Annotated in this window: 19 protein-coding genes and 1 pseudogene; 8 read left to right on the top strand and 12 right to left on the bottom strand. The window is 72.6% G+C overall.

All coding sequences use genetic code 11. The features are described 5' to 3' along the window. The 5 genes from ACWGJ2_RS37685 to ACWGJ2_RS37665 all read right to left on the bottom strand — a co-directional run. The coding region (locus ACWGJ2_RS37685) for a DUF6531 domain-containing protein (protein ID WP_453350898.1) at window positions 1-2,717 on the bottom strand (2,717 nt) is incomplete at its 3' end. Then, the gene (locus ACWGJ2_RS37680) at window positions 2,714-3,268 is read right to left on the bottom strand and encodes a hypothetical protein (protein ID WP_453350897.1); all 555 of its coding nucleotides are present in this window, start codon (window positions 3,266-3,268) and stop codon (window positions 2,714-2,716) included. The genes ACWGJ2_RS37685 and ACWGJ2_RS37680, both read right to left, overlap by 4 nt. Before the next feature lie 162 nt (window positions 3,269-3,430). Further along, window positions 3,431-4,498 (bottom strand): prenyltransferase, encoded by a 1,068-nt coding sequence (locus ACWGJ2_RS37675; RefSeq protein WP_453350896.1) that lies wholly within the window; start codon window positions 4,496-4,498, stop codon window positions 3,431-3,433. Beyond that, window positions 4,495-5,277, bottom strand: coding sequence for a class I SAM-dependent methyltransferase (locus ACWGJ2_RS37670; protein ID WP_453350895.1), 783 nt, complete (start codon window positions 5,275-5,277; stop codon window positions 4,495-4,497). Before ACWGJ2_RS37670 ends, ACWGJ2_RS37675 begins: the two co-directional genes overlap by 4 nt. A 141-nt stretch (window positions 5,278-5,418) precedes the next feature. Continuing rightward, window positions 5,419-6,912 (bottom strand): glycosyltransferase family 4 protein, encoded by a 1,494-nt coding sequence (locus tag ACWGJ2_RS37665; RefSeq protein ID WP_453350894.1) that lies wholly within the window; start codon window positions 6,910-6,912, stop codon window positions 5,419-5,421. A 266-nt stretch (window positions 6,913-7,178) separates the two neighbouring features. On the opposite strand from ACWGJ2_RS37665, the gene ACWGJ2_RS37660 reads away from it, so the two are divergent. Beyond that, window positions 7,179-7,814 carry a TetR family transcriptional regulator gene (locus ACWGJ2_RS37660; RefSeq protein ID WP_453350893.1) on the top strand — a complete coding sequence of 212 codons (636 nt, stop codon included), beginning with the start codon at window positions 7,179-7,181 and terminating at the stop codon, window positions 7,812-7,814. A gap of 178 nt (window positions 7,815-7,992) precedes the next feature. Then, entirely contained in the window at window positions 7,993-8,625 is a 633-nt protein-coding gene (locus ACWGJ2_RS37655) for a LuxR C-terminal-related transcriptional regulator (protein ID WP_453350892.1), read from the top strand. A gap of 54 nt (window positions 8,626-8,679) precedes the next feature. Here ACWGJ2_RS37655 and ACWGJ2_RS37650 read toward each other — a convergent pair whose 3' ends face one another. The 7 genes and pseudogenes from ACWGJ2_RS37650 to ACWGJ2_RS37620 form a co-directional block, all read right to left on the bottom strand. Beyond that, a complete protein-coding gene (locus ACWGJ2_RS37650; protein ID WP_453350891.1) occupies window positions 8,680-10,665 on the bottom strand; it encodes an ATP-binding cassette domain-containing protein in 1,986 nt (661 codons plus the stop codon). Next, the gene (locus ACWGJ2_RS37645) at window positions 10,658-12,544 is read right to left on the bottom strand and encodes an ABC transporter transmembrane domain-containing protein (RefSeq protein WP_453350890.1); all 1,887 of its coding nucleotides are present in this window, start codon (window positions 12,542-12,544) and stop codon (window positions 10,658-10,660) included. The genes ACWGJ2_RS37650 and ACWGJ2_RS37645 overlap by 8 nt, the downstream gene beginning before the upstream one ends. A 150-nt stretch (window positions 12,545-12,694) precedes the next feature. Next, on the bottom strand, window positions 12,695-12,817 hold the full coding sequence (locus ACWGJ2_RS37640) for a SapB/AmfS family lanthipeptide (RefSeq protein ID WP_453350889.1): 123 nt from the start codon (window positions 12,815-12,817) through the stop codon (window positions 12,695-12,697). A 27-nt stretch (window positions 12,818-12,844) separates the two neighbouring features. Then, window positions 12,845-15,643, bottom strand: coding sequence for a class III lanthionine synthetase LanKC (gene lanKC, locus ACWGJ2_RS37635; protein WP_453350888.1), 2,799 nt, complete (start codon window positions 15,641-15,643; stop codon window positions 12,845-12,847). Window positions 15,644-15,909: 266 nt separating this feature from the next. After that, window positions 15,910-16,776: a 5-oxoprolinase subunit C family protein gene (locus ACWGJ2_RS37630; RefSeq protein ID WP_453350900.1), complete on the bottom strand. Its 867-nt coding sequence runs from the start codon at window positions 16,774-16,776 to the stop codon at window positions 15,910-15,912. Window positions 16,777-16,998: 222 nt separating this feature from the next. Next, window positions 16,999-17,658, bottom strand: a pseudogene (locus ACWGJ2_RS37625) (5-oxoprolinase subunit B family protein); the annotation flags it as partial. Next, window positions 17,655-18,425 carry a LamB/YcsF family protein gene (locus ACWGJ2_RS37620; protein WP_453350887.1) on the bottom strand — a complete coding sequence of 257 codons (771 nt, stop codon included), beginning with the start codon at window positions 18,423-18,425 and terminating at the stop codon, window positions 17,655-17,657. The pseudogene ACWGJ2_RS37625 and the gene ACWGJ2_RS37620, both read right to left, overlap by 4 nt. 80 nt (window positions 18,426-18,505) lie before the next feature. Between ACWGJ2_RS37620 and ACWGJ2_RS37615 the strand changes: the two genes are divergently transcribed. The 6 genes from ACWGJ2_RS37615 to ACWGJ2_RS37590 all read left to right on the top strand — a co-directional run bounded on the left by ACWGJ2_RS37615 (window position 18,506) and on the right by ACWGJ2_RS37590 (window position 25,425). Beyond that, complete coding sequence (locus ACWGJ2_RS37615) at window positions 18,506-19,216, top strand: GntR family transcriptional regulator (protein ID WP_453350886.1); 711 nt, start codon at window positions 18,506-18,508, stop codon at window positions 19,214-19,216. Window positions 19,217-19,463: 247 nt separating this feature from the next. Then, window positions 19,464-20,174: a DUF969 domain-containing protein gene (locus tag ACWGJ2_RS37610; RefSeq protein WP_453350885.1), complete on the top strand. Its 711-nt coding sequence runs from the start codon at window positions 19,464-19,466 to the stop codon at window positions 20,172-20,174. Next, on the top strand, window positions 20,171-21,139 hold the full coding sequence (locus ACWGJ2_RS37605; RefSeq protein WP_453350884.1) for a DUF979 domain-containing protein: 969 nt from the start codon (window positions 20,171-20,173) through the stop codon (window positions 21,137-21,139). The genes ACWGJ2_RS37610 and ACWGJ2_RS37605 overlap by 4 nt, the downstream gene beginning before the upstream one ends. 58 nt (window positions 21,140-21,197) lie before the next feature. Further along, window positions 21,198-21,875 (top strand): pyroglutamyl-peptidase I, encoded by a 678-nt coding sequence (gene pcp / locus ACWGJ2_RS37600; protein WP_453350883.1) that lies wholly within the window; start codon window positions 21,198-21,200, stop codon window positions 21,873-21,875. A gap of 116 nt (window positions 21,876-21,991) precedes the next feature. Continuing rightward, on the top strand, window positions 21,992-23,005 hold the full coding sequence (locus tag ACWGJ2_RS37595) for a DUF2891 domain-containing protein (protein WP_453350899.1): 1,014 nt from the start codon (window positions 21,992-21,994) through the stop codon (window positions 23,003-23,005). Window positions 23,006-23,205: 200 nt separating this feature from the next. Further along, window positions 23,206-25,425, top strand: coding sequence for an NADP-dependent isocitrate dehydrogenase (locus ACWGJ2_RS37590; protein WP_453350882.1), 2,220 nt, complete (start codon window positions 23,206-23,208; stop codon window positions 25,423-25,425). Window positions 25,426-25,502: the final 77 nt, after the last annotated feature.

Below are 25,502 nucleotides of genomic sequence, written 5' to 3'. Positions count from 1 at the left end.
GTCTGGCCCAGTGCGTTGGTCCGGGCGGTGAGACGGCCCGCCGCATCGAGGGTGTAGGTGCGGGTGGCGCCGTTGAAGTCGCTCTCGGAGGTGAGCCGTCCCGCCGCGTCGTAGGTGTAGCGCCACACGTCGCCCTGAGGGTTGGTGACCGTGGTCAGGCGCAGTTCGGTGTCGTAGGCGAACGCGTAGCGCGCACCGTCCGGGCCGGTACGGGAGACCGGCATGTCGAAGTGGGTGTGGGTGTAGGCCGTGGTGTGGCCCGCCGGGTCGGTGTGGGTGACCAGATTGCCCTCGCAGTCCCACTTCCACTCCTCCCGCGCCCCGTCCGGATGCTCCCGCCACGCGGGCTTGCCCTCAATCGTCCAGCCCTGACGCGTGATGTTCCCCAACGCATCCGTCAGCGCCGTGATCCGCCCATGCGGCCCACGCCGCACATGAGTGGTGTGCCCGAGAGGATCGGTGACCTCGATGGGCAGACCCGCCGCATTGGTGGTCACCGTCGTGGTCCGGCCCAGCGAATCCGTGATCGCCGACAGATGACCCGACCCGTCGTACGTGTAGGACGTGACCGCACCGGCCGGATCCGTCGTCGACGTACGGGCGCCCCGCGCGTCATACGTGTGCCGCCACACCCCACCACCCGGCTCACGCACCTGGACCGGCTGCCCCCACGCGTCGTAGACCGCCTCCGTCCGCGCCCCATCAGGCGCCTCCACACCGGTGAGACACCCCTCCCCGTCATACGTGTAGCGGGTGAGGTTCCCCAGCGGATCCGTCACCGCAAGCCGGAGACGGTTGGTGTCGTCCCACTCCGTGCGAATGGTGTTGCCCAGCGGATCGGTCTGCGCAGTGACCTTCCCCGCCTCATTGAGGACATAGGTGGACTGGTTGCCGAGGGAATCGGTATAGCGCGTCGTACGCGCGGCCGTGTCGTAGTGGAGGCGTCCGGAGAGGATGCCGTCCGGGCCCACCGTGCGCAGCACCCGGCCACGATGGTCATACACATAGCCGAACGTGGTGTTGTTACGGTCCGTCCACGAGGTGATGCGGTGCCGCCCGTCGTAGCGGTAACGCAACGCCCTGCCCGTCGAGTTGACGACCTCCCTCAGATCACCCGCCCCGTCATAGCCGAAAGAGACCAGCGCCGTCGAGTGCTCCCGTGCTTCACCGTGCAGCAGACGCAACCCCGTGACCCGGTGCAGCACTGGATCGGTATCCACCGCCACCCGGTAACCCCCCGAGTGGCGCACCTCGGTCGGCGTGCCCTTCGCGTCCCGGAGGAACTCGATCCGGTCACCCTCGCCCGACCGGCCGGTGACCGCCCGAAGCACCAGCTCCGGCCCACTGCCAGGCAGCGACGCGAAATGCAGGGCACGGTCACGCTCCGGCACCACCAAAGTGAAGGTGCCCTCGGGCTTCCCGTCCCACACCAGCGGCCAACGCGGCCCCGAAGAAGGCATGGTAGGCACATCCGGCTCCGGCACCGGATACGTCAACACCATCCCGTCATCCGCGACATAGACAACGCCCTGGTCGTCGATCTCCAGCCGCTGGTCAAGAGTGGCGGCCCAACTCGGGCCGAACCACCCCCCGCACGGATGCCCCGAGACATAGTGCCGCTCCAACACCAACGGCAGCACACCCGGCAACTCCACATCCGTGACAGACATGACCATCTCACCGGTCGCCACATCGACCGGCTCGCCGACCTCACACTTGTCGTTGCGACACGTCGAGGTATCGGTATCGCCCTCCGCCCGCTCCCGCGCACTGCCATCCCGCCGCAGCGCACGCTCCCGCCCCGCCAACCGCTGCGCCGCATCCTTCGCCGCCGACGCACCCTTCCGCGCCGCACCCGCCCCACCCGACGCCAACGCCAACAACAACTCCGGCGTCAACTGCCCCGCCGCACGCGCCGGATTACGCTGCCACTCATCCCAGTTGGTGACCGCCTTCGCGAACTCCTTCGGATGATCCACCGCATACGCAGCCCCGTCCACCATCCCCGCCAACTGCATGGACGCACCGTCCACACCGTCCTCGACCAGGAACTCGAACTGCTTGAACATCCCCCACCCGGTGTCCGCCGCACCACCGAGAAAGTCCCTGCCGCCCTGCTTCCACGCCTCCCAGCCCTCCGGCTTGTCCGGCGCCTTCTCCGCCGCCCGCGCCAGCGTCCGCTTCGAAGAAGCCACCACCCCCTCCAGCTCCTCCTCCAGCCGATCCAGCCGCCGGTAACACGCGTTCAGCGCCGCGATCCCCGGATCATCCTCCGGCGGACGCTCCGGCAACGGATCATCCTTCCGCTCCACCGCCGCGTTGTACGCATCCACCTCACGCCAATACGCCTTCGACTTCGCCCGCGCCGCATCCGCGTCCTCCACCAGCGGCTTCACCCGCCCCTGCACCGACCGCAACTTCTCCGCATACGCATCCAACGCACCCGCAGCCGCAGAGAAATACTTCCGCGCCGCCTCCAACTCCCGCGGCAACGCCCTCGTCGCGTCCTTGAACCCCTCCGAACCCGCACCCGTCCAATCCAACAACGACAAATCGTCCAGCTTCGCCAGCCCGTCCTTGAACGCCCCCGCATACGCACGCAGTCTGACGACCAGATCATCCACATCACCCGGCGACCCGAAGATGACATCCGAGGGCTTCGCACCCGGCGGAATCCGCTCGACCGCCCCGCCCTCCACCGCGTCCTTCTGCGTCACGCGATCGTCCCCTTGTCGCCGCCGTCGGTCACCCAGCCGCCGTCGTACAGCTTGCGCGGGTTCGTCGGCAGCTCGCCCGTACCGCCGCCACCGCCACCGCCGTCGTCATCGAGCCACGGCTCCTGGTAGATCTCCGGCGGCGGGTCGAAGGAAGGGCGGTCGCCGTCCTTCCACGCCCGCATGCCGTGCTCGCCGATGGGCAGCTTGGCCATGTTGTCCGCCGTCGGCGAGAAGTTCTTGATCGCCAGCAGGTCCGCGAGCATGTACGCCGCGATCACCTGCCGCAGCGTCTCCACCACCGTCTCCGTGTGCTCCGCGACCCGGCCCATCCCGAAGCCCCACTTGGAGAGCACGTCCTCGGCCGGGGACACGATGTCGATCGTCACCGTGTCGTGGATCAGCTCGGCCATCGGCTTCCAGTCGCTCTTGATCTTCTTGGCCGCGACCACCGACTCTTCCAGCGGCTTCAGGATCCGGCGCACGGAATCGATCTCGACCCGATACCCGTCACCCGGCTTCGGCCCGCCCGAACCGCCGTCCTTCTCCGTCACACCGACTCCCCCGCGCTCCCCGGACCCCGGACCCCGCCGAACACATATCCGAACGGCATGATCGCACAAGGGTCCGACACGACCGCCCCGAGGCCGCGCTACGCAAACGCCTTGCGCAGACACCTCACGCGGGCCCCTCACCGGGACCCGGCGCGGTCCCCCTCAGCAGCAGTCCGGGGAGAGCCCGACGGGGAGGGAGTCGCCGCCGAAGACCTGGACCGTCGCCTCGTCGCCGCCCAGTGCGGCGACCGCCAGGAGCAGCGACCCCGCCGTCCAGGAGGTCTGCTCGCGCGGCCACATCGCGTCGTCCTCGAAGACGTACCCCGTCCAGTACATGCCGCCCTCGGCACGCAGGTGCTGGATCCACTTCAGGATGTCCAGCGCACGGTCCGACTCCCCCATCGCCCACAGCGCGAGCGCCAGTTCCGCGCTCTCTCCCCCGGTCACCCACGGGTTCGGCAGCACGCACCGCACCCCGAGCCCGGGGACGACGAAGCGCTCCCAGCCCTCCTCGATCCGCTCCTTGGCCGCGGGCCCCCGCAGCGCCCCGCCCAGCACCGGGTAATACCAGTCCATGGAGTAGCGGCCCTTGTCGAGGAACCGCTCGGGGTGGTGGCGCACGGCGTGGCCGAGCCAGCCGACGGCCAGTTCCCAGTCGGGCTGCGGCTCCTCGCGGTGCTCGGCCAGGGCCAGCGCGCACCGCAGCGACTGGTAGACGGACGAGGAACCGGTCAGCAGCGCATCGTTCACGGGGGTGCCGTCGGCCTCACGCTTCCAGCCGATCTGGCCGCCGGGCTGCTGGAGCCGCAGCACGAACTCCATGGCGGCGACGGTGACGGGCCACATCCGTTCCAGGAACGCGTCGTCCCCCGTGGACAGGTAGTGGTGCCAGACGCCGACGGCCACGTACGCGCAGAAGTTGCTCTCCTTGCCCCGGTCGGTGGGGCGTGCCGCGTCGCCGTCCGCGTAGGCGGCGTACCAGGAGCCGTCGGGGAGCTGGTGGTCCGCGAGCCAGTGGTAGGCGGCCTCGGCGCGCTCGTGCTCGCCCGCCGCGTCCAGCGCCATCGCGGCCTCGACGTGGTCCCAGGGGTCGAGGTGGTGGCCCCGGAACCAGGGGATGGCCCCGTCGTCGCGCTGCGTCGCCGCGATCCCGGCGACGGTCTCCACGGCCTGTTCCGCCGTCAGCACACCGGGGAGGACGAGCCGCTCCGTGCGCTCCGGGCTCGTCACTTCGCCGCCGTCGGGGCCGCGGTGGCGTCCGTACCCACGGCGGTGGCGTCCGTACCGGTAGGCGGCAGGTGCGGCTTCGTCGCGTACGCGACGAAACTCTTGCCGATCAGCGGGTCGAGCGCACGCTCGGCGACGCGCGTGGCCAGGGGCTTCTTCATGATGTCCCAGACCAGCAGCTTGTGGTACGCGCGCACCGGGAGCGCCTTGTCGTTGTCCACACCGAAGGCGCACTTGAGCCACCAGTACGGCGAGTGCAGCCCGTGCGCGTGGTGGGTGCCGTACGGGCGGAGCCCGGCCTCGCGCATCTTGCGGAGCAGTTCGTCGCCGCGGTAGATGCGGATGTGGCCGCCCTCGACCTCGTGGTAGGCGTCGCTGAGCGCCCAGCAGACCTTCTCGGGCCCGTAGCGCGGCACGGTCACCGCGATGCGCCCGCCCGGCTTGAGGACCCGCACCATCTCGGCGAGGACGCCCTTGTCGTCGGGGATGTGCTCCATGACCTCGGAGATGATGACGACGTCGAAGCTGTCGTCGGGGAAGGGCAGCGCCAGCGCGTCGCCCTCCATGGCGGTGGCGCTCGCGCCCGCGGGGGCCTCTCCGGCCTCCTCCATGGCCGCGAACCAGGTGGCGACCTCCCGGATCTCCTCGCCGTTGCGGTCGAGCGCGACGACTCGCGCGCCGCGCCTGTAGCACTCGAAGGCGTGCCGCCCGGCGCCGCATCCCAGGTCGAGGACGCGGTCACCTGGGGCGAGCGGAAAGCGGGAGAAGTCGACGGTCAGCACGGGGGTCTGCCTCTTCCTTCGTACGTGCGCCCGTGCGGCCTCGTGTGGGGCCTGGCGGCGGGCGGTTCTGGACGGCGGTCGTCGGTCGTCGGTCGGCCGAGGGGGGGCCGGCCTACGGGGGTGGTGACAGGGGGCTCGGGCTCAGCCGCCCGCGGCGACGGCGGGCCGGGAGGCACCGGCCGCGCCGGTCGGGGCGTCCTCGCCGGTCCCCCTCCCTTGAGCGGGCTCGGCCACGGACCCGGACACGGGCCCGGACTCTGACACCGGCTCGGACACGGGCACCGGTTCCGGACGGGACCGGGCCACGGCCCCCGTGCCGCCCCCGCCCTGCTCCTCGATCGCCGCCCGGTACCGCTCCACGGTGCCCAGCGCGGCCTGCTCCCACGTGAAGTGCCGCAGCACGCGCTCGCGCCCCGCCGCACCGAGGCGGGCGCGCAGTTCCGTATCGCCGAGGAGGCGGGTCAGCGCGGTGGCGAGCGCGCCCGCGTCGCCCGGCGGCACCGCGAGGCAGGTCTCGCCGTCCTTGCCCGCGACCTCCGGGATGGCTCCCCCGGTGGTGGCCACCAGTGGGGTGCCCGTGGCCATGGCCTCGGCGGCGGGCAGCGAGAAGCCCTCGTAGAGGGAGGGGACGCAGGCGACCTGGGCCGAGCGCACCAGGCCCGCGAGTTCCGCGTCGCTGATGCCCTTGACGAACTCGACGCGGTCGGCCAGCCCGTAGCGCTCGACGGCCGCCGCGACCGGCCCCTCCTCGGGCCGCTTGCCGACGACGACGAGGTGCGCGTCCTCGCGCTCCGTACGGACCTTCGCGAGGGCCTCCACCAGGTGCACGAGACCCTTGAGCGGAACGTCGGCGCTGGACGTGGTCACGATCCGCCCCGGCACCTCGGCCACGGCGGGGTCGGGTGCGAAGAGGCGGGTGTCGGCGCCGATGTGGACGACGTGGACGCGGTCCTGGCGCACCCCGAGGTGGCCGGTGATCTCCCCGCGCGAGGAGCCGGAGACCGTGAGCACGGAGGGCAGCCGCTTCGCGACGCGCTTCTGCATCCGCGTGAAGCCGTACCAGCGGCGCACCGAGGCACGCGCCCGCCAGCCCTGTGCCGCGTCCAGGTCCAGTCGCCTGTCGACGGTGATGGGGTGGTGGATGGTGGTGACGAGAGGTGCGCCGAGGTTGCCGAGCAGCCCGTAGCCGAGGGTCTGGTTGTCGTGGACGACGTCGAACTCGCCGCGCCGCGCGGCGAGATGGCGCCGGGCGCGCAGGGAGAACGTCAGCGGCTCGGGGAAGCCGCCGGTCCACATGGTCCCGACCTCCAGCAGGTCGGTCCAGTCCCGGTACTCGCCGCGCTTGGGCGTGCGGAACGGGTCGGGCTGCCGGTAGAGGTCGAGGCTGGGCAGCTCGGTGAGCGTGACGCCCTCGTCGAGCACGGGGTAGGGCTGTGCGCCGATGACCTCGACGGTGTGGCCGAGCCTGGCCAGTTCGCGGGAGAGGTGGCGTACGTAGACACCCTGTCCGCCGCAGAAGGGGTTCCCCTTGTACGTCAGCATGGCGATGCGCAGGGGGCGCTGGTCACCGCCTCCGGGCGCGCCGGGCCCCGTTCGGGGGCCGGACCCGGTGTCCTGTACGGCCTCTGCGGTCACTCGCGGCCCCCTTCATCACTGCACTTTCGCCGGAGCGTAACCGCTCGCGCTAACCTAGAACAAGTTTCAGGATGGCCGGGTCCGACCGGATCATGAGCCATCCACAAGCTAAGAATTTACCGGCCAGTCACTTATCGGGCGGGGCCGGAGCAGGTGATTCGCGCCACCCCCTGACCGGCTGCGAGGATGCCCCCGGTTTCACCAGGGAGGCACTCTCGCCCGGCAGGGCCTGGAACGCACGGAAACACGCACGGAAACGGGGACACATGACGACACAGCCGAAGCCGTCCGCCTCCCCTGCCTCACCTCCCCTGACCGAGCGCCAGGAGGCCAGGCGACGCCGCATCCTGCACGCGAGCGCGCAGCTCGCGCGGCGCGGCGGCTTCGACGCGGTGCAGATGCGGGAGGTGGCCGAGTCCTCGAACGTCGCGCTGGGCACCCTCTACCGCTACTTCCCCTCCAAGATCCATCTGCTGGTCGCGACCATGCAGGACCAGCTCCAGCAGATGCACGAGACGCTGCACAAGCGCCCGCCGTCCGAGGAGGGCTCGGCGGCCCGTGTCGCCGAGACCCTGATGCGCGCCTTCCGCGCGATGCAGCGCGAACCGCACCTCGCCGACGCGATGGTGCGCGCGCTCACCTTCGCCGACCGCTCCGTCAGCCCGGAGGTGGACACCGTGTCCCGGCTGACGACGGCGATCATCCTGGACGCCATGGGTCTGGAGTCGGCACCCACGCCCCAGCAGCTCTCCGCCGTACGCGTCATCGAGCACACCTGGCACTCGGCCCTGATCACCTGGCTCTCGGGGCGGGCCTCCATCGCCCAGGTGAAGATCGACATCGAGACGGTGTGCGGGCTCATCGACGTCACGGATCCGGGGCAGCCGAACCGGGCCGGGTGACCCCTTGGCGCGCTCCCGAAACCCGGGGGCGCGAAACCTCTCCGGGCGCGCCGCCCCCGCGCGCCCCCTCTTACACCGTCGTGGCCGAATCTGCGCGTCTCCCCTCGCCGCCGAGGATGTATGTATTGACCCGTATTCGGTAGGCATTGCGAGCCGGGGGGCTGGAGGGATGGGGCGCGTGATTCGAGTGCTTCTGGTACACGATGTGAGACTTCTCAGATCGGGGCTCGCCGCGCTGGTGGGCAAGGCGCACGACATGGCCATCGAGTCCACGCCCTGGGGCGGCGCACTGGGCTACGCGCGTTCCTCGCCCACGGACGTGTGCGTGGTGGACGCGGACTCCTCCGGCGCCTCGGCGCTCCAGGAGATGGCGGCGCTGCCGCGCTTCACGTCGGCCGACGAGTACGGGAACCGGCGCGGGCGCGGTCGCTGCGGGGTGCTGGCGCTGGTCAGCGAGAGCCGTCCCGGCGCGCTGCGCAGGGCGCTGGACGCGCGTGCCCTCGGCTTCGTCGGCAAGGACGCGGCGCCGGAACGGCTGCTGACGGGCATCCGCCACGTCGCGCAGGGCAAGCGCTTCATCGACGATTCGCTGGCCGCGGCGTTCTTACGGGCCTCCGAAGTGCCGTTGACACCGAGGGAGCTGAGCGTGCTGGCCGTCGCGGCCGAGGGCGCGTCCGTGGGGGAGATAGCGCGCAGGCTGAGCCTGTCGGACGGCACCGTGCGCAACTACATCTCCTCCATCACCCGTAAGACCGGGGCCCGCAACAGGGTCGACGCCATCCGCATATCCCAGGGCGCGGGCTGGCTCTAGGGGCCATGTGGGCCACCTCCAGGACGTCTCTCGGCCACTCGCTGCCCGGCGGGCTCACCTCTGGGCGTGCGGGCGCGGGGACGCCGCGCCAGGCGCCCATACGGCGGCCAGATCGCGGTAGAGCGGTGAGCGCTCCAGGAGTTCGGCGTGGGTGCCGTGGTCGGTCCGTACGCCGTCCAGCACGAGCACCCGGTCGGCGCGCAGCGCCGAGCTGACGCGGTGCGCGATGACGACGAGCGCGCCCGGCCGCCGGGCGAGAGCGCGCTCAGCGCACTCTTCGGCCACCGCGTCCAGTTGACTTCCGGCCTCATCCAGCAGCATCAGGGGCGCGGGCGAGAGATGCGCGCGCACCAGCGCGAGCAACTGCCGCTCCCCCGCCGAGAGCGCGGTGGGCTCCACAGGGCCGCCGGGCCCGCCCAGCCGCCGCACGAGATCGCCCGCGCCGAGCGCGTCCGCCGCGATGAGGATTTCTACGTCCGACGGCTGACGGGGGGTGACACCGGGCCCGTAGGAATCGGAGCAGTGATAGCCGAGGTTGTCCCGCACGCTGCCCGAGAACAGGTACGCCTCTTGCGGAATCAGGACCCGTTTTTGTGCCAGAAGTCTTGGATCGTCGCACGTCTGTACGGGGTGCCCGGCGATCCGGATCTCCCCGGCGACGGGGTCGAGCAACCCTGCCGCGAGAGACGCGAGCGTCGACTTTCCCGCTCCGCTCGGTCCGACGACCGCGAGGTGGCCGCCGGCGGGGAGCGTCAGGTCCAGCGCGTCGAGGACGGGGCGCGCACCGGGTCCGTACGCGAAGGTCACGCCGCGCAGTTCGAGCGCAGGCGCCGGGCCGGTCGCCGGGGCCGGTGCGGGGGTGGTGCGTGCTGTGGCGGGGGTGCGTACGGGTGCGGGCACGGGGGCCGGGGCGGGCGCGAGTTCCGGCGCGGGGCCGCCGTCGGGCACGGGGTCCGGGGCGGAGTCCTGGGCAGGCTGACGGGCGGGGTCCGGCGGGGCGTCCTCGCCCGTCAGCCTGCCGATGACCACGGCCAGCCGCGCCCCGGCGCCGCCCAGACCGTGCACCAGGCTCTGGAGCGCGGGCAGCAGCGACTGCGTCAGATAGGTCAGCGCGCCCGCGAGCGCGCCCGCCGTCACGCCGCGCGAGAGCAGCCAGGGCGCCAGCACGAGCAGCAGCACGACGGGCAGCCTGCCGCCCACCCCCAGCGCCAGAGCGCGGGCGACGCTCCAGCGGGCGAGCGCGTCGGCGGCCCTGCGCTCGGCCTCGACCCGGCGCAGCACCGCACGGCGCACCGGCTCCTCGGCGCCGCAGGCCACCACGTCGCGCAACCCGGCGACGGACGCGCCCAGTTCGTCGGCGATGCCCTCGTCAGCCACGAGGAAGGCGCGCTGGCGGCGGGCGAGCGGGCGGAGCGTCACCGCGAACAGGACGAGCCCCGCGAGGAGCGGGGGCAGCACGACCAGCAGGAGTTCGGGCGCCAGCGACAGCAGCCCGGTCAGCGCGCCGACGAGGGTGAAGAGGAAGGAGCGGGCCACCATCACCAGGCCCGCGAAGCTGTCCCGGGCGATCTCCACCTGGTGCGTCAGCCGCGAGACGACGGCGGTCTCGCCGCTCCGCGTGCCACTACGCGCGCCGGGACGGGGTGGGCGCGGGCGCTTCTCCGTCGTGGACGTATCCGTCGCGCCGTCGCCGACACCGGCGTCGACGCCGACCGCCTCGCTCAGGCCGCGCGCGACGACCCGTCGCACCAGCGCGTCCCGCAGCGGCTCGGCCAGCGCCGCGACGGCGCGGTACACGCGCCCCGTGCCCAGCGCGCCCACCAGGACGCCGCACCCGGCGACTCCCAGCCAGGCCAGGCCCACGGCCGGGCGGGCGGCGAGGAAGCCGTCGTCGAGGGCGCGGGCGAGCCCGTAGCCGAGGGTGAAAGTGTGACCCGCCTCCAGCACCGACCACCCGGCGAGCGCCCACAGCGCCCTCGGCCTGCGCAGCAGGAAGCGCGTGCCCTCGGCGACGAGGCCGTGCCCCCGCGCCCTACGCACCGTCCACCTCCGGCCCGGCACCGTCCCCGTCCTGCCCGCCCTCGCCGAACACCGCGCGGTACTCGGGGAGTCGCCACAGTCGCTCGTGCGGGCCCAGGGCACGGACGCGGCCTCCGTCGAGCCAGGCGGTCACATCCGCGCGGGCCGCCGTGGAGGCGCGGTGGGCGACGATCAGGCGGGTGCGGGCGCGACAGTCCGCGTCGCCCGGCGGGTTCAACAGGGCCTCGGACACGCGCAGTTCGGTGACCGTGTCGAGGCTGGACGTCGCGTCGTCCAGGATCAGCAGTCTGCCGTCGTGCGCGAACGCGCGAGCCAGGCCCAGGCGTTGGACCTCGCCGCCCGACAGCGGGGCCTCGGCGCAGGGGGTGCCGTAGCCGTCCGGCAGGGTGCGGATGAAGTCGTCGGCGCACGCGGCGCGCGCGGCGGCGGCCACCCGTTCCGGCACGGCCGCGTGCCGCGCGTCGTCGCGGCCGTCGTCCCCGCCCACGCCCTCGGGCCCGAAGGCGATCGTTCCCGCGATGGTGCCGCCGAGGAGCGCGGGGCGCTCGAAGGCGTAGCCGACGGCGCGGCGCAGCTCGGCCCGGTCCAGTTCGGCGAGGTCCACCCCGTCGAGCAGCACCCGCCCGGCCTCCGGTTCCGCCAGCCGCCCGGCCAGCGCGGCCAGCAGGGACTTGCCCGAGCCAGAGCGGCCGACGAGGGCGACCGTACGCCCGCCCGGCACCACCAGGTCCACGCCGTCCAGCACGGTGCGTGTCCCGCGCGTGGCGCGTACGCCGCGCAGTTCCAGCGCGCCCGGCCCCTCGGCGGGCAGGGCCCGGTGGCCCTGCGCGAGCGCGGGCACTTCGTGCACCTCGGCGAGGCGGCGGGCCGCGGCGCGGGCGCGTACGAGCCCGTTGAGCTGCCCGACGAGCACGCCGACGCCCGCCGCGAGCACCGCGTAGCGCGCTGCGGCCAGCAGCCCGCCCACGCTCAGCTCGCCCGCCGCCAGCAGCACTCCGCCGACCGCGACGACGGCGATCTGCAACAGCGGCACGAGCACCGCCGCCTGCGCCGTGGCCCGCCCCTGCACCCGCCACATCCGGTGGCCCTCGCCGCTGAGTTCGGCCAGCGGCTCCAGCACCCGGTCGCGCTCGCGCCGCCACGTACCGGCAGCCGCGATCGTACGGGCGCCGCCCAGCGCCTCCACCAGCCTGGCGGCGATGCGGCCCTGCGCCTCCTGGTAGCGGGCCACGCTGTCGGACGACGTACGGGAGAACGCGCGCAGCAGGAAGAAGAGGACCGGGGTGCCCGCGAGGAAGACGGCGACGAGGCGCGGGTCGAGCAGCGCGAGCGCGACGAGCCCGCCGAGCGGCGTGGCCAGCGCGGCGAGCGTCGAGGCCGCGGCGCTGGGCGCGGTGCCCGCGTGCGCCGCGTTGCCCGTTGACCGGGTGACGAGATCGCCGGGCCCGAAGCGCGCCGCCGGGCCGGGGCCGATGGCGAGGACGTGGTCGAGCAGCCGGGTGCGCAGCCAGGCGGTGGTACGGGAGTTGAGCGTGCCGGTGAGCACCGTGTCCAGTGCGTCGAGTGCCACGAGCGCGCAGGTGAGCGCCGCGCAGAGCGCGATCCAGGGGGCGGCGCCGCCGTCGGCGCGGCCCGTCGCGAGCAGCAGGTCGAGGGCGCGCCCGAGGGCGGCGGGCAGGGCGAGGTTGGCGCCCGCTGCCGCGGCGGAGGTGAGGCAGAGCACGGTCGTACGGAGGGTGCTGTGCCGTCCCGCGGCGAGCAGCAGCCGGTCGGCGGCCCGGTCACGGGCCCGGGTTCCGGCGGCTCCGGTTCGCTCGGCCGCTTCTCCGGGCGCGTGTTCCGTGCCGTCGTCGTCCTCGTGGGGTGTGGCGCTCGCCATCGTCCTCCTCGCAGTGAAGCCGTGAAGTCATGACGCACGAAGCATGAAGACGGCCCCGGGCGGGGTTGACGCCACCGCCCGGGGCCGCCGGACATATCACCTCACGCGACTGTCAGACAGTTGCGGAGAGGCGTGAGTCGCAGTGACGACTCACAGACACAGCAGGGTGCTGTGGGAGCTGTGCTTGTCGCACAGAAGGAGGCTGGCGCTGCTGTCGTCGCCGCCGCCGGTCCGCTCCTCGGGCTCAAGGGTCTGAAGGTCAAGAAGGCTCATGGTGATTCCTTTCGATTTGGTTGTTGCTCATGGGGACGGTGGTGCTCCGGTACGGCCCCCGAAGGGACCGGTCTGTGGGCCGCCGGGTGGCGGCGGAAGGAAGGGCAGGCCGACGGGCGGCCCGCCGAGCCGGGCGGTGGCGGCGGCACCGGCGGCGAGCAGGCAGCCCGCCGTTCCGGTGGCCAGGTCCATCGACAGCCGCATCATCTGGTCGCCGGGGAAGGCCAGTTGGCCCTCGTAGGGCATCGCGTACCAGGCGAGGCCCGCGAGCTGTGCGTCCAGATCGGCGGCCGTCGCACCCGGGGTGGTGGTCCGGCTCAGGTGGAGAAGCATTCCGGCCCGCCCCTGGAAGAGCCCTGGCTGCGCGTAGTAGCGCATACGGGCCGCAGGCAGGATGCCCGCGCGGGCCCGCTCGAAGTCGGGCTGGTGCGGCCGGTGTACGAGGTAGTCGTCGAGCACCGTCGCGATGCCGACGCTGCCCGCGCCCAGGTACGGCATGGTGCGCGTGCCCTCGTCGACCTGCCAGGTGCCGCCGCTGTCCACGACGCAGCGCGCCAGGTCCTGCTGGAGCGCCTCCTCGGCGAGGTCGAGCAGCGCGGGGTCGCGGTGGCGCTCGTACAGCCGCAGGAACAGCAGCGCCGGGCCCGTCGTGCCGTGCAGCAGCCCCGCGCGGGCCGGACGGTGCTCGTCGGTGCCCTCCTGGAGCCGGGCCGCGAGGAGCTGGGCCGCTTCCATGGCGCGGGTGTGCAGGGAGCCCTCGCCGGTGCTGGCCGCGAGCTGGTCGAGGGCGAGGCCGAGGCCCGCGAGGCCGCTGTGCAGCGAGAGTCCCAGGCGCTGCCACTTCTCGTCGAGCACGCGGTCGGCGAGTTCGAGCGCGCGCTTGGCGTGGCCGAGGCGGTCCAGGACGAAGGCGACGCCGAGGAGTCCGTCGTAGAAGCCGAGCGGGGTGCCGCGCGGGAGCCGGGGCGCTCCGCCGGGCGCCGGGGACGGGTCGGTGTGGCGCAGCAGCCACTCCTCGCCCTCGGGGCAGTTGCCCGCGCCGGTCTCGGCGAGCGCGTAGAGCACTCCGGCCGCGCCGTGCGCGAGGCCGAGGCCGCCGCCGTCGCTGAACTGGCTGATGTCGCCGGGGAAGAGCCGGTCGTCGCGGTCCGGTGTCGCGGAGGCGAGGATGGCGGCCGCCATGGAGTCGCGGGCCGCAGGCCAGTCGGCGGGCTCGACGGTGAGCCGGGCGGCGCGCCGCACACGGGGGCGGGCCGCGTCGCCGGTCGCGTCACGGGTCGCGTCGTCGTGCGCGGGGCCGTCGGCGGACCCCCCGTCCGATCCCTCGATCGTGGCGACCGCCTCGGCCAGGAAGTCCTCGGGTATGCCGGGGAACTGCTCAGCGGCGATCCGCGCGAGGTCCGCCGCCTTGCGGCGGTCCACGGCGAGCAGCGTGGTCATCGGGACGAAGAGGGCGATGCGCAGACAGGCCAGCGCGTAGCGGTCGATGTCGTAGCGCGTGCGGTCGGCGGGCGCGATGAAGCCGGGGTGCGCGACGATCTGGCGCGGGTTCTCGGCCGCCAGGGCAGCCGCCTCGAAGTCCAGGAGCGCGACGGACTCCTCGTCGGGCGCGACCATGATGTTGAACATGTGCAGGTCGTTGAAGACCACGCCACGGGCGTGCACGGCCTCCACCGCGTCCTCCACGCTGCGGTGCATCCGCAGCGCCCACCGCGTGTACTCCTCGACGGCCTCCGGGTCGGGCTCGGCCGCGAGCAGCGGGTGGCGCTGCGCGAAGAAGGCGTTGAGGGTCTGGCCCTGGAGGTGGTCCATGACCAGGAAGCGGTGCCCGTCGAGCGTGAACCAGTCGCGTACGCCCGGGACCACGTCCAGCCCTGCCAGCCGGTCGAGCGCCTCCTTCTCGCGCTCCAGGCGGGTGACGGCGTCGGCGCCGTCGGCGGCGAGCCCGGCGTGCGGGCGTGCCTCCTTGAGGACGACCTGGTCCCCGGTACGCAGGTCCGTGCCGCCGTATACGCCGCCGCCGTTGGAGAAGTGCAGGGCGCGCTCGATGCGGTACGGCAGGTCGGCGACGGTGGACGCGGCACGCGCGTCGAGGTGCGGGGTGAGGAAGTCGGGCAGCGTCACCCAGTCCGGTACGTGGAACGCCGGGTCCTTGCGGTCGGGGACGAGCCGCCCCTCGCCGTCCTCGATGGCGGGCACGAGGGTGCCCTTGGCGTCGAGGCAGAAGCGCGGCGCGAAGCCCCCGTAGCGCACATAGAGCGGCCCTTCGCGCCAGCGCAGGTCGGTGAGGATGTACGGGCCCTGCTCGCCGTGGAGCACCTCGCCCAGCTCGGTGAGCACGGTGCGGAGTTGTTCCTCGCCGTTCGGATAGATGGTTGCGAATTTCCCGCTCGTGCCGCGTCCCGCGTACTTCGCATTCCGCAGATAGAGCAGGGTGCGGTCCGGGACGAACTTGAAGGGAATATTGCGGGGAATGCAGTACGCGCTGACGGCGGCGGCGACGGCGTCCGCGTTGCCGAGACAGGCCGACGCGTGAATCTTCCAGCCCTGGAGGGGGAATTCACCCTCTACGGGCCTCAGTTCGAGCCAGTCCCCCGATCGGGTGCTCCGCCAGCCCTCGGGAACGGGGCGGCGAGCTGTGGGGAAGGCGTCGGGCGAGACGCTTCCGGGACCTTGGGAGCCCTGGGATTCCGGGGTTTCCACGGAATCCGTCGCGGTGGTGCTGGTAGTGGCGGCGTCCGCCGCGCCCGTGGCGGCGGACAAGCGGTCCGGTGTTTCATAGAAATATCTATCAGCGAGGCAGAAGACCTCGTACCGCTTGTCCATCGTCCCCCCTCGGGCAGCACGTGACGAGAATTCCACGCTGCCTGGAAGGGGGACTAGTCACGTCTGTCATAAAGCGACTGTGAAGAACGCATGAGTAACGGAAGATTACCGCCACGACATCCGAATAACGCCCTTGACCGCACTGGGCCACACTGTGTTACTTGCCGGGTCACATACCGGACCCCCGGTACAGGTATCGGCGCGCGCGGGGTGGCGCGTGGAGGCGGCAGCGCACGGCCGCACCCGCCCGGCGTGCTTACGCCGCCCTACACCGCCCGTCGCACCAGGGTGAACCGCACCGGCGTGCCGGGCAGCGCCTGCGCGGCGGCGGCCAGGTCCGGCTCCGGTACGACGCCGATCACCGGATAGCCGCCGGTGACGGGGTGATCGGCGAGGAAGACCACGGGCCGCCCCTCGGGCGGCACCTGCACCGCGCCGAGTGCCATGCCCTCGCTGGGCAGTTCGCCCTCGTACGCACGCTCAAGGGCGGGGCCCTCGGTACGCAGGCCGATGCGGTTGCTCGCGGAGGAGACGCGGTAGTCGCCGCTGGTGAGGGTGCGCAGGGCGCCCTCGGTGAACCAGTCGGCGCGCGGCCCGGGGACGACGGGCAGCACCAGTTCGCGTAGTGGCGCCTGCCAGGGGGCCGCGTCGGCGGGGGCGGCGCACACGGGTGCGCGCTCCCCCGAAGGGGTGGGGCGCAGCGGGAGTTGGTCACCCTCGGCGAGCGGCGCGGGGCCGAGCCCTGAGAGCAGATCCGTGGCACGGCTGCCGAGCACGGGCGTCGCCTCCACGCCACCCGCGAAGGCGACGTAGGAACGCAGCCCGTACGTCGCGGGCCCCGCCTCCAGCACGGCTCCGGCGGGCAGGCGCACCGGAAGGCCCCAGGGCGCGGGCCGCCCGTCGACGGTGACCCGGCAGGGTGCTCCGGTGACGACGGCGACGGTGGGGGAAAGCGCCCGCACCGCGCAGCCGTTGAGGGTGGTCTCCAGCGTGGCGGCTGTCTCCGGGTTGCCGAGGAGGCGGTTGGCCAGCCGGTGCGCCGGCTCGTCCACGGCACCGGAACGGGGGACGCCGAGATGGGCGTGCCCCGGCCGCCCCAGGTCCTGCACCGTGGTGAGGGCGCCGGGCCGCACGACGTGGAGGGCGGGGGCATGTTCGGGGGCGGGAGCAGGGGCGGGGGTGGACGGGGGCTCAGGCTCGGACACCGGTGGGGCTACGGGTGCGGGCTCGGGTGACCCGGTGGCGTCGGCCCCTGAAGCGGAACCGGATCCCGGCGCCGACGTGACCGTCAGCGCTTCCCGTGTCTCCCGTGCCGGCACGAAGCGGACGCGGGTGCCCGGAGCGAGCAGGGCCGCCGGGTCACGGTCCGGGTCCCACAGGACGGTGTCCACCGCCGTGCCGATCAGTTGCCAGCCGCCCGGCGAGGAGCGCGGATACACGCCGGTGTGGCCGCCGGCCAGCCCTACAGCCCCGGCCGGGACCTTGGTACGCGGGCTGGAGCGGCGGGGTACGTGGTACTTCTCGTCCAGCCCCGTCAGATAGCCGAAGCCGGGCGCGAAGCCACAGAAGGCCACCCGGAACTCGGTCGCCGCGTGCAGCCGCCCGACCTCGCCGGGCGCCACGCCCCACAACCGGGCGACGTCCGCCAGGTCGGGCCCGTCGTAGCGGACGGGGATCTCGACGGCGGCCCCCGCGCCCTGGTCGAGCGGCGGTATCCGCCAGCCCGGCAGCTCGGCCGCCAGCCTGCCGGGGTCCGTCAGCCCGTCGAGCAGCACGGTGCGGGCCCCCGGCACGATCTCGCGCAGCGGCGCGAGCGTGCCCTCGGCGCGGCGGCGGAGCAGTTCCGCGTGCAGCGCCTCGGCCGCCTCCGCCGTGGGCAGCTCCACCAGGAGTCCGTGCCGTCCCACCGGAAGGATGCGGGGGGCGCCGTCCCCGAGCCGGGCCGACGGGCCGGAAGCGGACGCGGAAGAGGCGCGTCCGGGAGGACCGGAGGAAGAGGAGGGGGCGTCGGTCATGCGAAGGCCCGGACCTCGACCCCGGCCACGGTCAGCTCCTCCCTGACGCGCCGGGCCAGCCTCGCGGCGTCCGGGGTGTCACCGTGCACGCACAGGGAGCGGGCCCGCATCCGCAGCGCCCTGCCGTCGGCCGCCGTCACCTCGCCGTCGCGCGCGAGGCCGACGGACCGCTTGATCACCTGGTCGGCGTCGGTGAGCACGGCACCCGGCTCGCTGCGCGGTACCAAGGTGCCGTCGGGGCGGTAGCCGCGGTCGGCGAACGCCTCCCGCACCGTGGGCAGCCCCGCCTCCTCGGCCGCCGCGTGCAGCTCGGAGCCGGGCAGGCCCAGGACGGGGAGCGGGCCGAGGGTGGCGCCCGCGAGCCGGATGCCCGCCACGACGGCCGCGGCCTGCTCGCGGTCGCGCACGGCGCGGTTGTAGAGCGCGCCGTGCGGTTTGACGTAGGTGACGCGGGTCCCGGCGGCGCGGGCGAAGACGTCGAGGGCGCCGATCTGGTACGCGATCTCCGCCGTCAGCTCGTCGGCGGGGACGTCCATGGCGCGGCGCCCGAACCCGGCGAGGTCGCGGTAGGAGACCTGCGCGCCGATCCGCACCCCGTGCTCGGCGGCCCGCTCGCAGACCCGGCGCATGGTGGCGGGGTCGCCCGCGTGGAAGCCGCAGGCGACGTTGGCGCTGGTGACCGAGGCCAGTAGGGCTTCGTCATCGGTGAGTTGCCAGCGGCCGAAGCCCTCACCGAGGTCGGCGTTGAGGTCGATGATCCCGTCCATCCGGAGAAACGTAAGCGATTGTTGAACGATCCGGCAAGGGGTCTGTTGTTTCGTGCTGATTTCTCGGCTTGACTGGCCCCATGACCGCCGACACCGCACTCGGGCTGTCCGAACTGGCCGCCGACCGCGCACTACTGGGCCGCACCAGCACGGCCGAGCGCGTGGCGGGCGTCCTGCGCGAGCGCATCGCGCAGGGCCTCTTCCGGCCGGGCGTGCGGCTCTCCGAGGAGCGCATCGGCGGGGCGCTGGGCGTCTCGCGCAACACGCTGCGCGAATCCTTCCGGCTGCTCACGCACGAGCGGCTGCTGGTGCACCGGCTCAACAAGGGCACCTTCGTACGTGTCCTCACGGCGGCGGACATCGTGGACATCTACCGCGTAAGGCGCCTCGTGGAGTGCGCCGCCGTCCGCGGTCTGGACGCGGCGCCGTACCGGCTGACCGACGTGGAGGCCGCCGTGCGCTACGGCGAGGAGTCCGCCGCACGGGACGACTGGAAGGGCTGCTCGACGGCCAACATCCGCTTCCACCAGGCACTCGCCGGGCTCGCGGAGAGCGACCGCACGGACGATCTGATGCGCGGCGTCCTGGCGGAGCTGCGGCTGGCCTTCCATGTCATGGACGACCCGCGCCGCTTCCACGAGCCCTACCTGACCAGGAACCGCGAGATCCTGAACACCCTGGAGGCGGGCGACGCGGCGACGGCCGAGCGGCTGCTCGGCTTCTACCTGGAGGACTCCAGGCGGCAGTTGATCGAGGCGTACCCGGAGCGCCCCGACGCCTCCGCGCGCTGACCCCTCGCACCACTGACGCCCCTCCGCGCACCGACGCGCACCGTCGTCCCCTCGGTTCACTGACGCGCATCCGTCGCCCCCCCTTGCCCACCTGCGCGTCCGGCGCCGCGCAAACACGAAGCCGGACAGAGATCTGTCACAGACTCTTGTCGGATCGTTCAACGATCCTCTAGCCTCCGTGCAACTCGCCTCACGCTCGTCGTTCACACATCGCTGAGGCGCCCCACGTACGGAAGGCCCGGAACGCATGATCGTTCTGCTTGGCGTCCTCGTGGTGATCCTCGGATTCGCCACACGACGCAATCCCCTGCTGGTGGTCGGGGTGGCCGGGATCGCCACCGGACTGCTGGGCAAGCTCTCCCCGCTGGAGATCCTGCGGACGTTCGGCGAGAGCTTCGCGACCAGCCGTTCGGTGACGATCTTCGCCATCACCCTGCCCGTCATCGGCCTCCTGGAGCGCAACGGCCTCCAGCAACAGGCCCGCACCCTCATCGGCAAGCTCGGCAAGCTCACGACGGGCCGCTTCCTCACCCTCTATCTGCTGCTGCGCCAGCTCACGGCAGCCGTCGGCCTCCAGACCATCGGCGGCCCGGCCCAGAGCGTCCGCCCGATGATCGCGCCCATGGCGGAGGCGGCGGCCGAGCGCTCCAACGGGGGCCGCGCACTCCCGCAGCGCATCCGCGAGAAGGTCCGCTCCCACTCGGCGGGCGCCGACACGGTGGGCCTCTTCTTCGGCGAGGACTGCTTCCTGGCGATCGGCTCCATCCTGCTGATCACCGGTCTTGTGAACAGCACGTACGACACCCACCTGGAGCCCCTGCACCTGGCCCTGTGGGCGATACCGAGCGCCGTGTGCGCCTTCTTCATCCACGGCGCGCGCCTCCTGCGACTCGACCGCACTCTGGAGCGCGACCTCGTCACCGCCAACGCCGAGCTGGCCGAGGAGACCGCGAAGTGATCAAGTCCGAGTGGTTCTTCTGGCTCGTCGGTGCGGCGTTCCTCGTGATGGCCCTTCAGATGGTCAGGGACCGCACCAACCCCAAGCGCTTCGGCTCCGCCGCCTTCTGGGGCCTGCTGGGCATCTGCTTCGTCTACAGCACATGGGTCGTCGAGAAGACGGCACCTGCCGAGCCCCTCGGCGTCGCCGTCCTCGTCATGATCTGTCTCGGCGGCTTCAACCTCACGGGAAAGGGCACGCCCAAGACGACGAACGAGGAGCAGCGCACCGCGCTCGCCGCGCGCTGGGGCAACAAGCTCTTCGTCCCCGCGCTCACCATCCCCGTCGTCGCGGTGATCTGCGCGGTCCTGGTCGCCAAGTGGCGCATCGGCGGCGAGCCGATCCTGGAGGAGGGCAGCGAGACGATCCTCGGGCTCGGCTTCGGTGCCATCGCCGCGCTCGCCGTCGGCATGTGGGTGCTGCGCGAGCGCCGGGTCTCGGTGCCGATCCACGCGGGGCGCGGGCTGCTGGAGTCGATGGGGTGGGCCCTGCTGCTGCCGCAGTTGCTGGCCGTCCTGGGCTCCATATTCGGTGCGGCCGGGGTCGGTACCCAGGTCGGGAAGATCACCGAGTCCATCCTCCCCGACGGACAGCGGCTCGCGGCCGTCGCGCTCTACTGCGGCGGCATGGCCATCTTCACGATCATCATGGGCAACGCCTTCGCCGCCTTCCCCGTGATGACGGCGGCCGTCGGCTGGCCCGTCCTGATCGAGCAGATGAACGGCGACCCCGCCGCCGTGCTCGCCATCGGCATGCTCGCCGGTTTCTGCGGCACCCTGTGCACCCCGATGGCCGCGAACTTCAACCTGGTGCCCGCGGCACTGCTGGAGCTGAAGGACCAGTACGGCCCGATCAAGGCGCAGGCTCCGACGGCCGCCGCCATGCTGGGCTGCAACATCCTTCTCATCTACTTCTTCGCCTTCTAGCTCCGCCCCGGAGCCTCCAGCCAGCCCCACGAGCACCTACGTACGGAGCGCCCCACCCATGCCCTCCCCTTCTCCGTCCTCCCCTCCCTCCCCCGCCAAGGTCCTCGTCACCGGCTTCGAGCCGTTCGACGGGGAGACCGTCAACCCCTCATGGCTGGCCGTCCGCAGCCTCGCCGAGGCGCCCCCGGCCGGGGTGGACCTGGCCACGGCCGAGCTGAGCTGCGTCTTCGGCACCGCCATCGAGGATCTACGTGAGGCGGTCGAGGCCGCGTCGCCGGATCTCGTGCTCTGCGTCGGCCAGGCGGGCGGGCGGCACGGGCTCACCGTCGAGCGCGTCGCGGTCAACGTGGACGACGCCCGTATCCCGGACAACGCGGGCCGCCGGCCCGTCGACGAGCCGGTCGTCGAGGGCGGCCCCGCCGCGTACTTCGCCTCGCTCCCCCTCAAGGCGTGCGTGGCGGCGGCCCGCGAGGCGGGCGTGCCCGCCGCGGTCTCCCAGACGGCGGGCACGTTCGTGTGCAACCACGTCTTCTACGGGCTCGCCCACCTCATCGCCACCGAGCGCCCCGCGCTGCGCGGCGGCTTCGTGCACGTGCCGTACGTGCCGGAGCAGGTCGTGGACCGGGCCGCGCCGTCGATGTCCGTGCGCGACATCGCCACCGGGCTCTCCGCGATCGTCACGGCGGCCCTCACCACGACCACCGACCTGCGCGTCACGGGCGGAGCGACCCATTGAGCACCGACGGCACGACCAGCGGCGACGGCACGGTGCGCGGCCACACGGACACCACCGGCCACACCGGCACCGGCACCGGCACCGGCACCGGCACCGGCACCGGCGGACGCGCCGAGCTGGCCAGCCGCGCGGGCGCGTTCGCGCGGCTGGCCCTCGCCAACGTCACCCGTGAGTACCCGAACGCCCCGGCCCATCTGATCGCCTCGCCGGACGAGCTGATGCCGCCGCGCACGTACCACCCGGCGTTCTACGGCGCCTACGACTGGCACTCGTCGGTGCACATGCACTGGCTGCTGGTGCGGCTGCTGCGCCGGTACCCCGAGCACATCGACACGGCCGAGGTCACCGACGCGCTGGACGCGCATCTGACGCCGGAGGCGCTTGCGGCCGAGGCCGCCTATCTGCGGGCCCACCCCTCCTTCGAGCGGCCCTACGGGTGGGCGTGGCTGCTGGCGCTCACCGCCGAGAGCGCCGCTCTCGGAGTGGAGCGGTGGTCCGCACCGCTCACCGACGCCGCACGCGCCGCCGCCGGCCTCCTGCTCGCCTGGCTCCCCAAGGCCACCTATCCCGTGCGCCACGGCACCCACGCCAACAGCGCCTTCGCGCTCGGCCTGGTCCTGGACAGCGCGGAGGCGGCCGGGTTCCCCGAGCTGACGGAGCCCGTCGCCGACCGGCTCCGCACCTGGTTCCTCGACGATCATGGCGCGGCCACCCGCTGGGAGCCCTCGGGCCAGGACTTCCTGTCCCCGCTGCTGTGCGAGGCGGACGCGATGCGCAGGGTGCTGCCGCGTCACGAGTTCGCGCGCTGGCTGACGGACTTCCTGCCCGAGCTGTCCGCGCCCCGGCCCCAAGGCGGAGCCGTCCCCGCCCTCCTCTCCCCGCCCCGGATCTCCGACCCGGCCGACCCGCAGATCGGCCACCTCCTCGGCCTCTGCCTCAGCCGCGCCGCCGCCCTCCGCTCCCTCGCGGACGCCCTGCCCCAGGGCGACGCGCGGGCCCGTACGCTCGCGGCCGACGCGCGGGCCCACCTCGCCGCCGGGCTCCCCGCGACGGACTCGGGCGACTTCACCACGGACCACTGGCTGGCCACGTTCGCGACCCTCGCCCTGGAGGCGGCCCCCGACGCCTGACACCGGCGGCCGGTCCAGCCGTCCGCCCCAGACGCCTGACCCGCACCCGGGCCCCGTCAGCCCCCGTCGCACCCCTTCCGCACCCCCGTCACGGCCCCGTCGCGAACCGCCGGGGAACCCGACACGGGGGGCGGTGTCCGGGAGGGCCGCCCACGAGATATCTTGATATCGAGACGATGTAGACGTGAAGCGGAGTATCGGTGACTGACTCGACCATCATCTACACGCAAACTGACGAGGCCCCGGCGCTGGCGACGTATTCGTTCCTGCCCGTGGCCCGGGCGTACGCCTCGACGGCCGGGGTCGGTGTCGAGAGCCGCGACATCTCCCTGGCGGGGCGGATCATCGCCAGCTTCCCCGAGCGCCTGACGGAGGACCAGCGCATCGAGGACGCGCTCGCCGAGCTGGGCGAGCTGGCCAAGACGCCGCAGGCGAACATCATCAAGCTGCCGAACATCTCGGCCTCCATCCCGCAGCTCAAGGCGGCCGTCGCCGAGCTCCAGGAGCAGGGCTACGCGCTCCCTGACTACCCGGACGACCCGAAGACCGACGAGGAGCGCGACATCCGCGCCCGCTACGACAAGGTCAAGGGCAGCGCCGTGAACCCGGTGCTGCGCGAGGGCAACTCCGACCGGCGTGCCCCCGCCTCCGTCAAGAACTACGCGAAGGCCCACCCGCACCGCATGGGCGCGTGGACCCCGGAGTCGAAGACGAACGTCGCGCACATGGCCGCCGACGACTTCCGCTCCACCGAGAAGTCCGTGGTCATCGCCGAGGACGGCGCCCTCCGCATCGAGCTGGTGGGCGACGACGGCTCCACCACCGTGCTGCGCGAGTCGGTGCCGGTGCAGGCCGACGAGGTCGTGGACGCCGCCGTCATGCGCGTCGGCGCGCTGCGCGAGTTCCTCAAGGAGCAGGTCGCCCGCGCCAAGGCCGAGGGCGTGCTGTTCTCGGTGCACCTGAAGGCCACGATGATGAAGGTCTCGGACCCGATCATCTTCGGCCACGTGGTGCGCGCCTTCTTCCCGAAGACCTTCGCGAAGTACGGCGACAAGCTGGCCGCCGCCGGTCTGACCCCGAACGACGGGCTCGGCGGCATCTACAAGGGCCTGGAGTCGCTGCCCGAGGGCGCCGACATCAAGGCGTCCTTCGACGCCGAGCTGGCCGAGGGCCCGGACCTGGCCATGGTCGACTCGCACCGCGGCATCTCCAACCTGCACGTGCCGAGCGACGTCATCGTGGACGCGTCCATGCCCGCGATGATCCGCACGTCGGGCCACATGTGGAACAAGGACGACCAGGAGCAGGACACTCTCGCGGTCATCCCTGACAGCAGCTACGCGGACGTGTACCAGGTCGTCATCGACGACTGCCGCGCCAACGGCGCCTACGACCCCTCGACGATGGGCTCGGTGCCCAACGTCGGTCTGATGGCGCAGAAGGCCGAGGAGTACGGCAGCCACGACAAGACCTTCGAGGTCCCCGCCACCGGCACGGTGCGGGTCGTGGACGGCAAGGGCGAGGCCCTGCTGGAGCAGACCGTCAGCGCGGGCGACATCTTCCGCGTGTGCCAGACCAAGGACGCGCCGATCCGGGACTGGGTCAAGCTGGCCGTCACCCGCGCCCGCGCGACCGGCGACCCGGCCGTGTTCTGGCTGGACGAGAGCCGCGCGCACGACAGGAACCTGATCGCCAAGGTCGAGCGCTACCTCCCGGAGCACGACACCGAGGGCCTGCGCATCGAGGTCATGTCCCCGACCGACGCGACCGCGTTCTCCCTGGAGCGCATCCGCAGGGGCGAGAACACGATCTCGGTCACCGGCAACGTGCTGCGCGACTACCTGACCGACCTGTTCCCGATCCTCGAACTGGGCACGAGCGCCAAGATGCTCTCGGTCGTCCCGCTGATGAACGGCGGCGGCCTGTTCGAGACCGGCGCGGGCGGCTCGGCGCCGAAGCACGTGCAGCAGCTCGTCAAGGAGAACTACCTGCGCTGGGACAGCCTGGGCGAGTTCCTCGCGCTGGCCGTCAGCTTCGAGCACCTGGCGCAGACGACGGGCAACGCGCGCGCCCAGATCCTCGCCGACACGCTCGACCGCGCGACCGCGACCTTCCTGGAGGAGGACAAGTCGCCGAGCCGCAAGCTGGGCGGCATCGACAACCGCGGCAGCCACTTCTACCTCGCCCTGTACTGGGCGCAGGAGCTGGCGAAGCAGACCGACGACGCGCAGCTCGCCGAGGCGTTCGCGGCGCTCGCCGCGACGCTGGCCGAGCAGGAGCAGACGATCGTCGACGAGCTGATCGCCGTGCAGGGCTCGCCCGCCGACATCGGCGGCTACTACCAGCCCGACACGGCGAAGGCGGCGGCCGTGATGCGTCCGTCGAAGACCCTGAACGAGGCGCTCGCCTCGCTGGGCTGACGAACGCGCGACGTCACGGCGTCGCGACGTCACACGCGTGACAGAAGGGGCCCCGGGCCGGCCGTCCACGACGACGG

It is taken from the genome of Streptomyces sp. NPDC054796 (assembly GCF_053611545.1).
The sequence above is the reverse complement of the archived record's forward strand: the minus strand, read 5'-3'. Positions and strand labels throughout refer to the sequence as shown.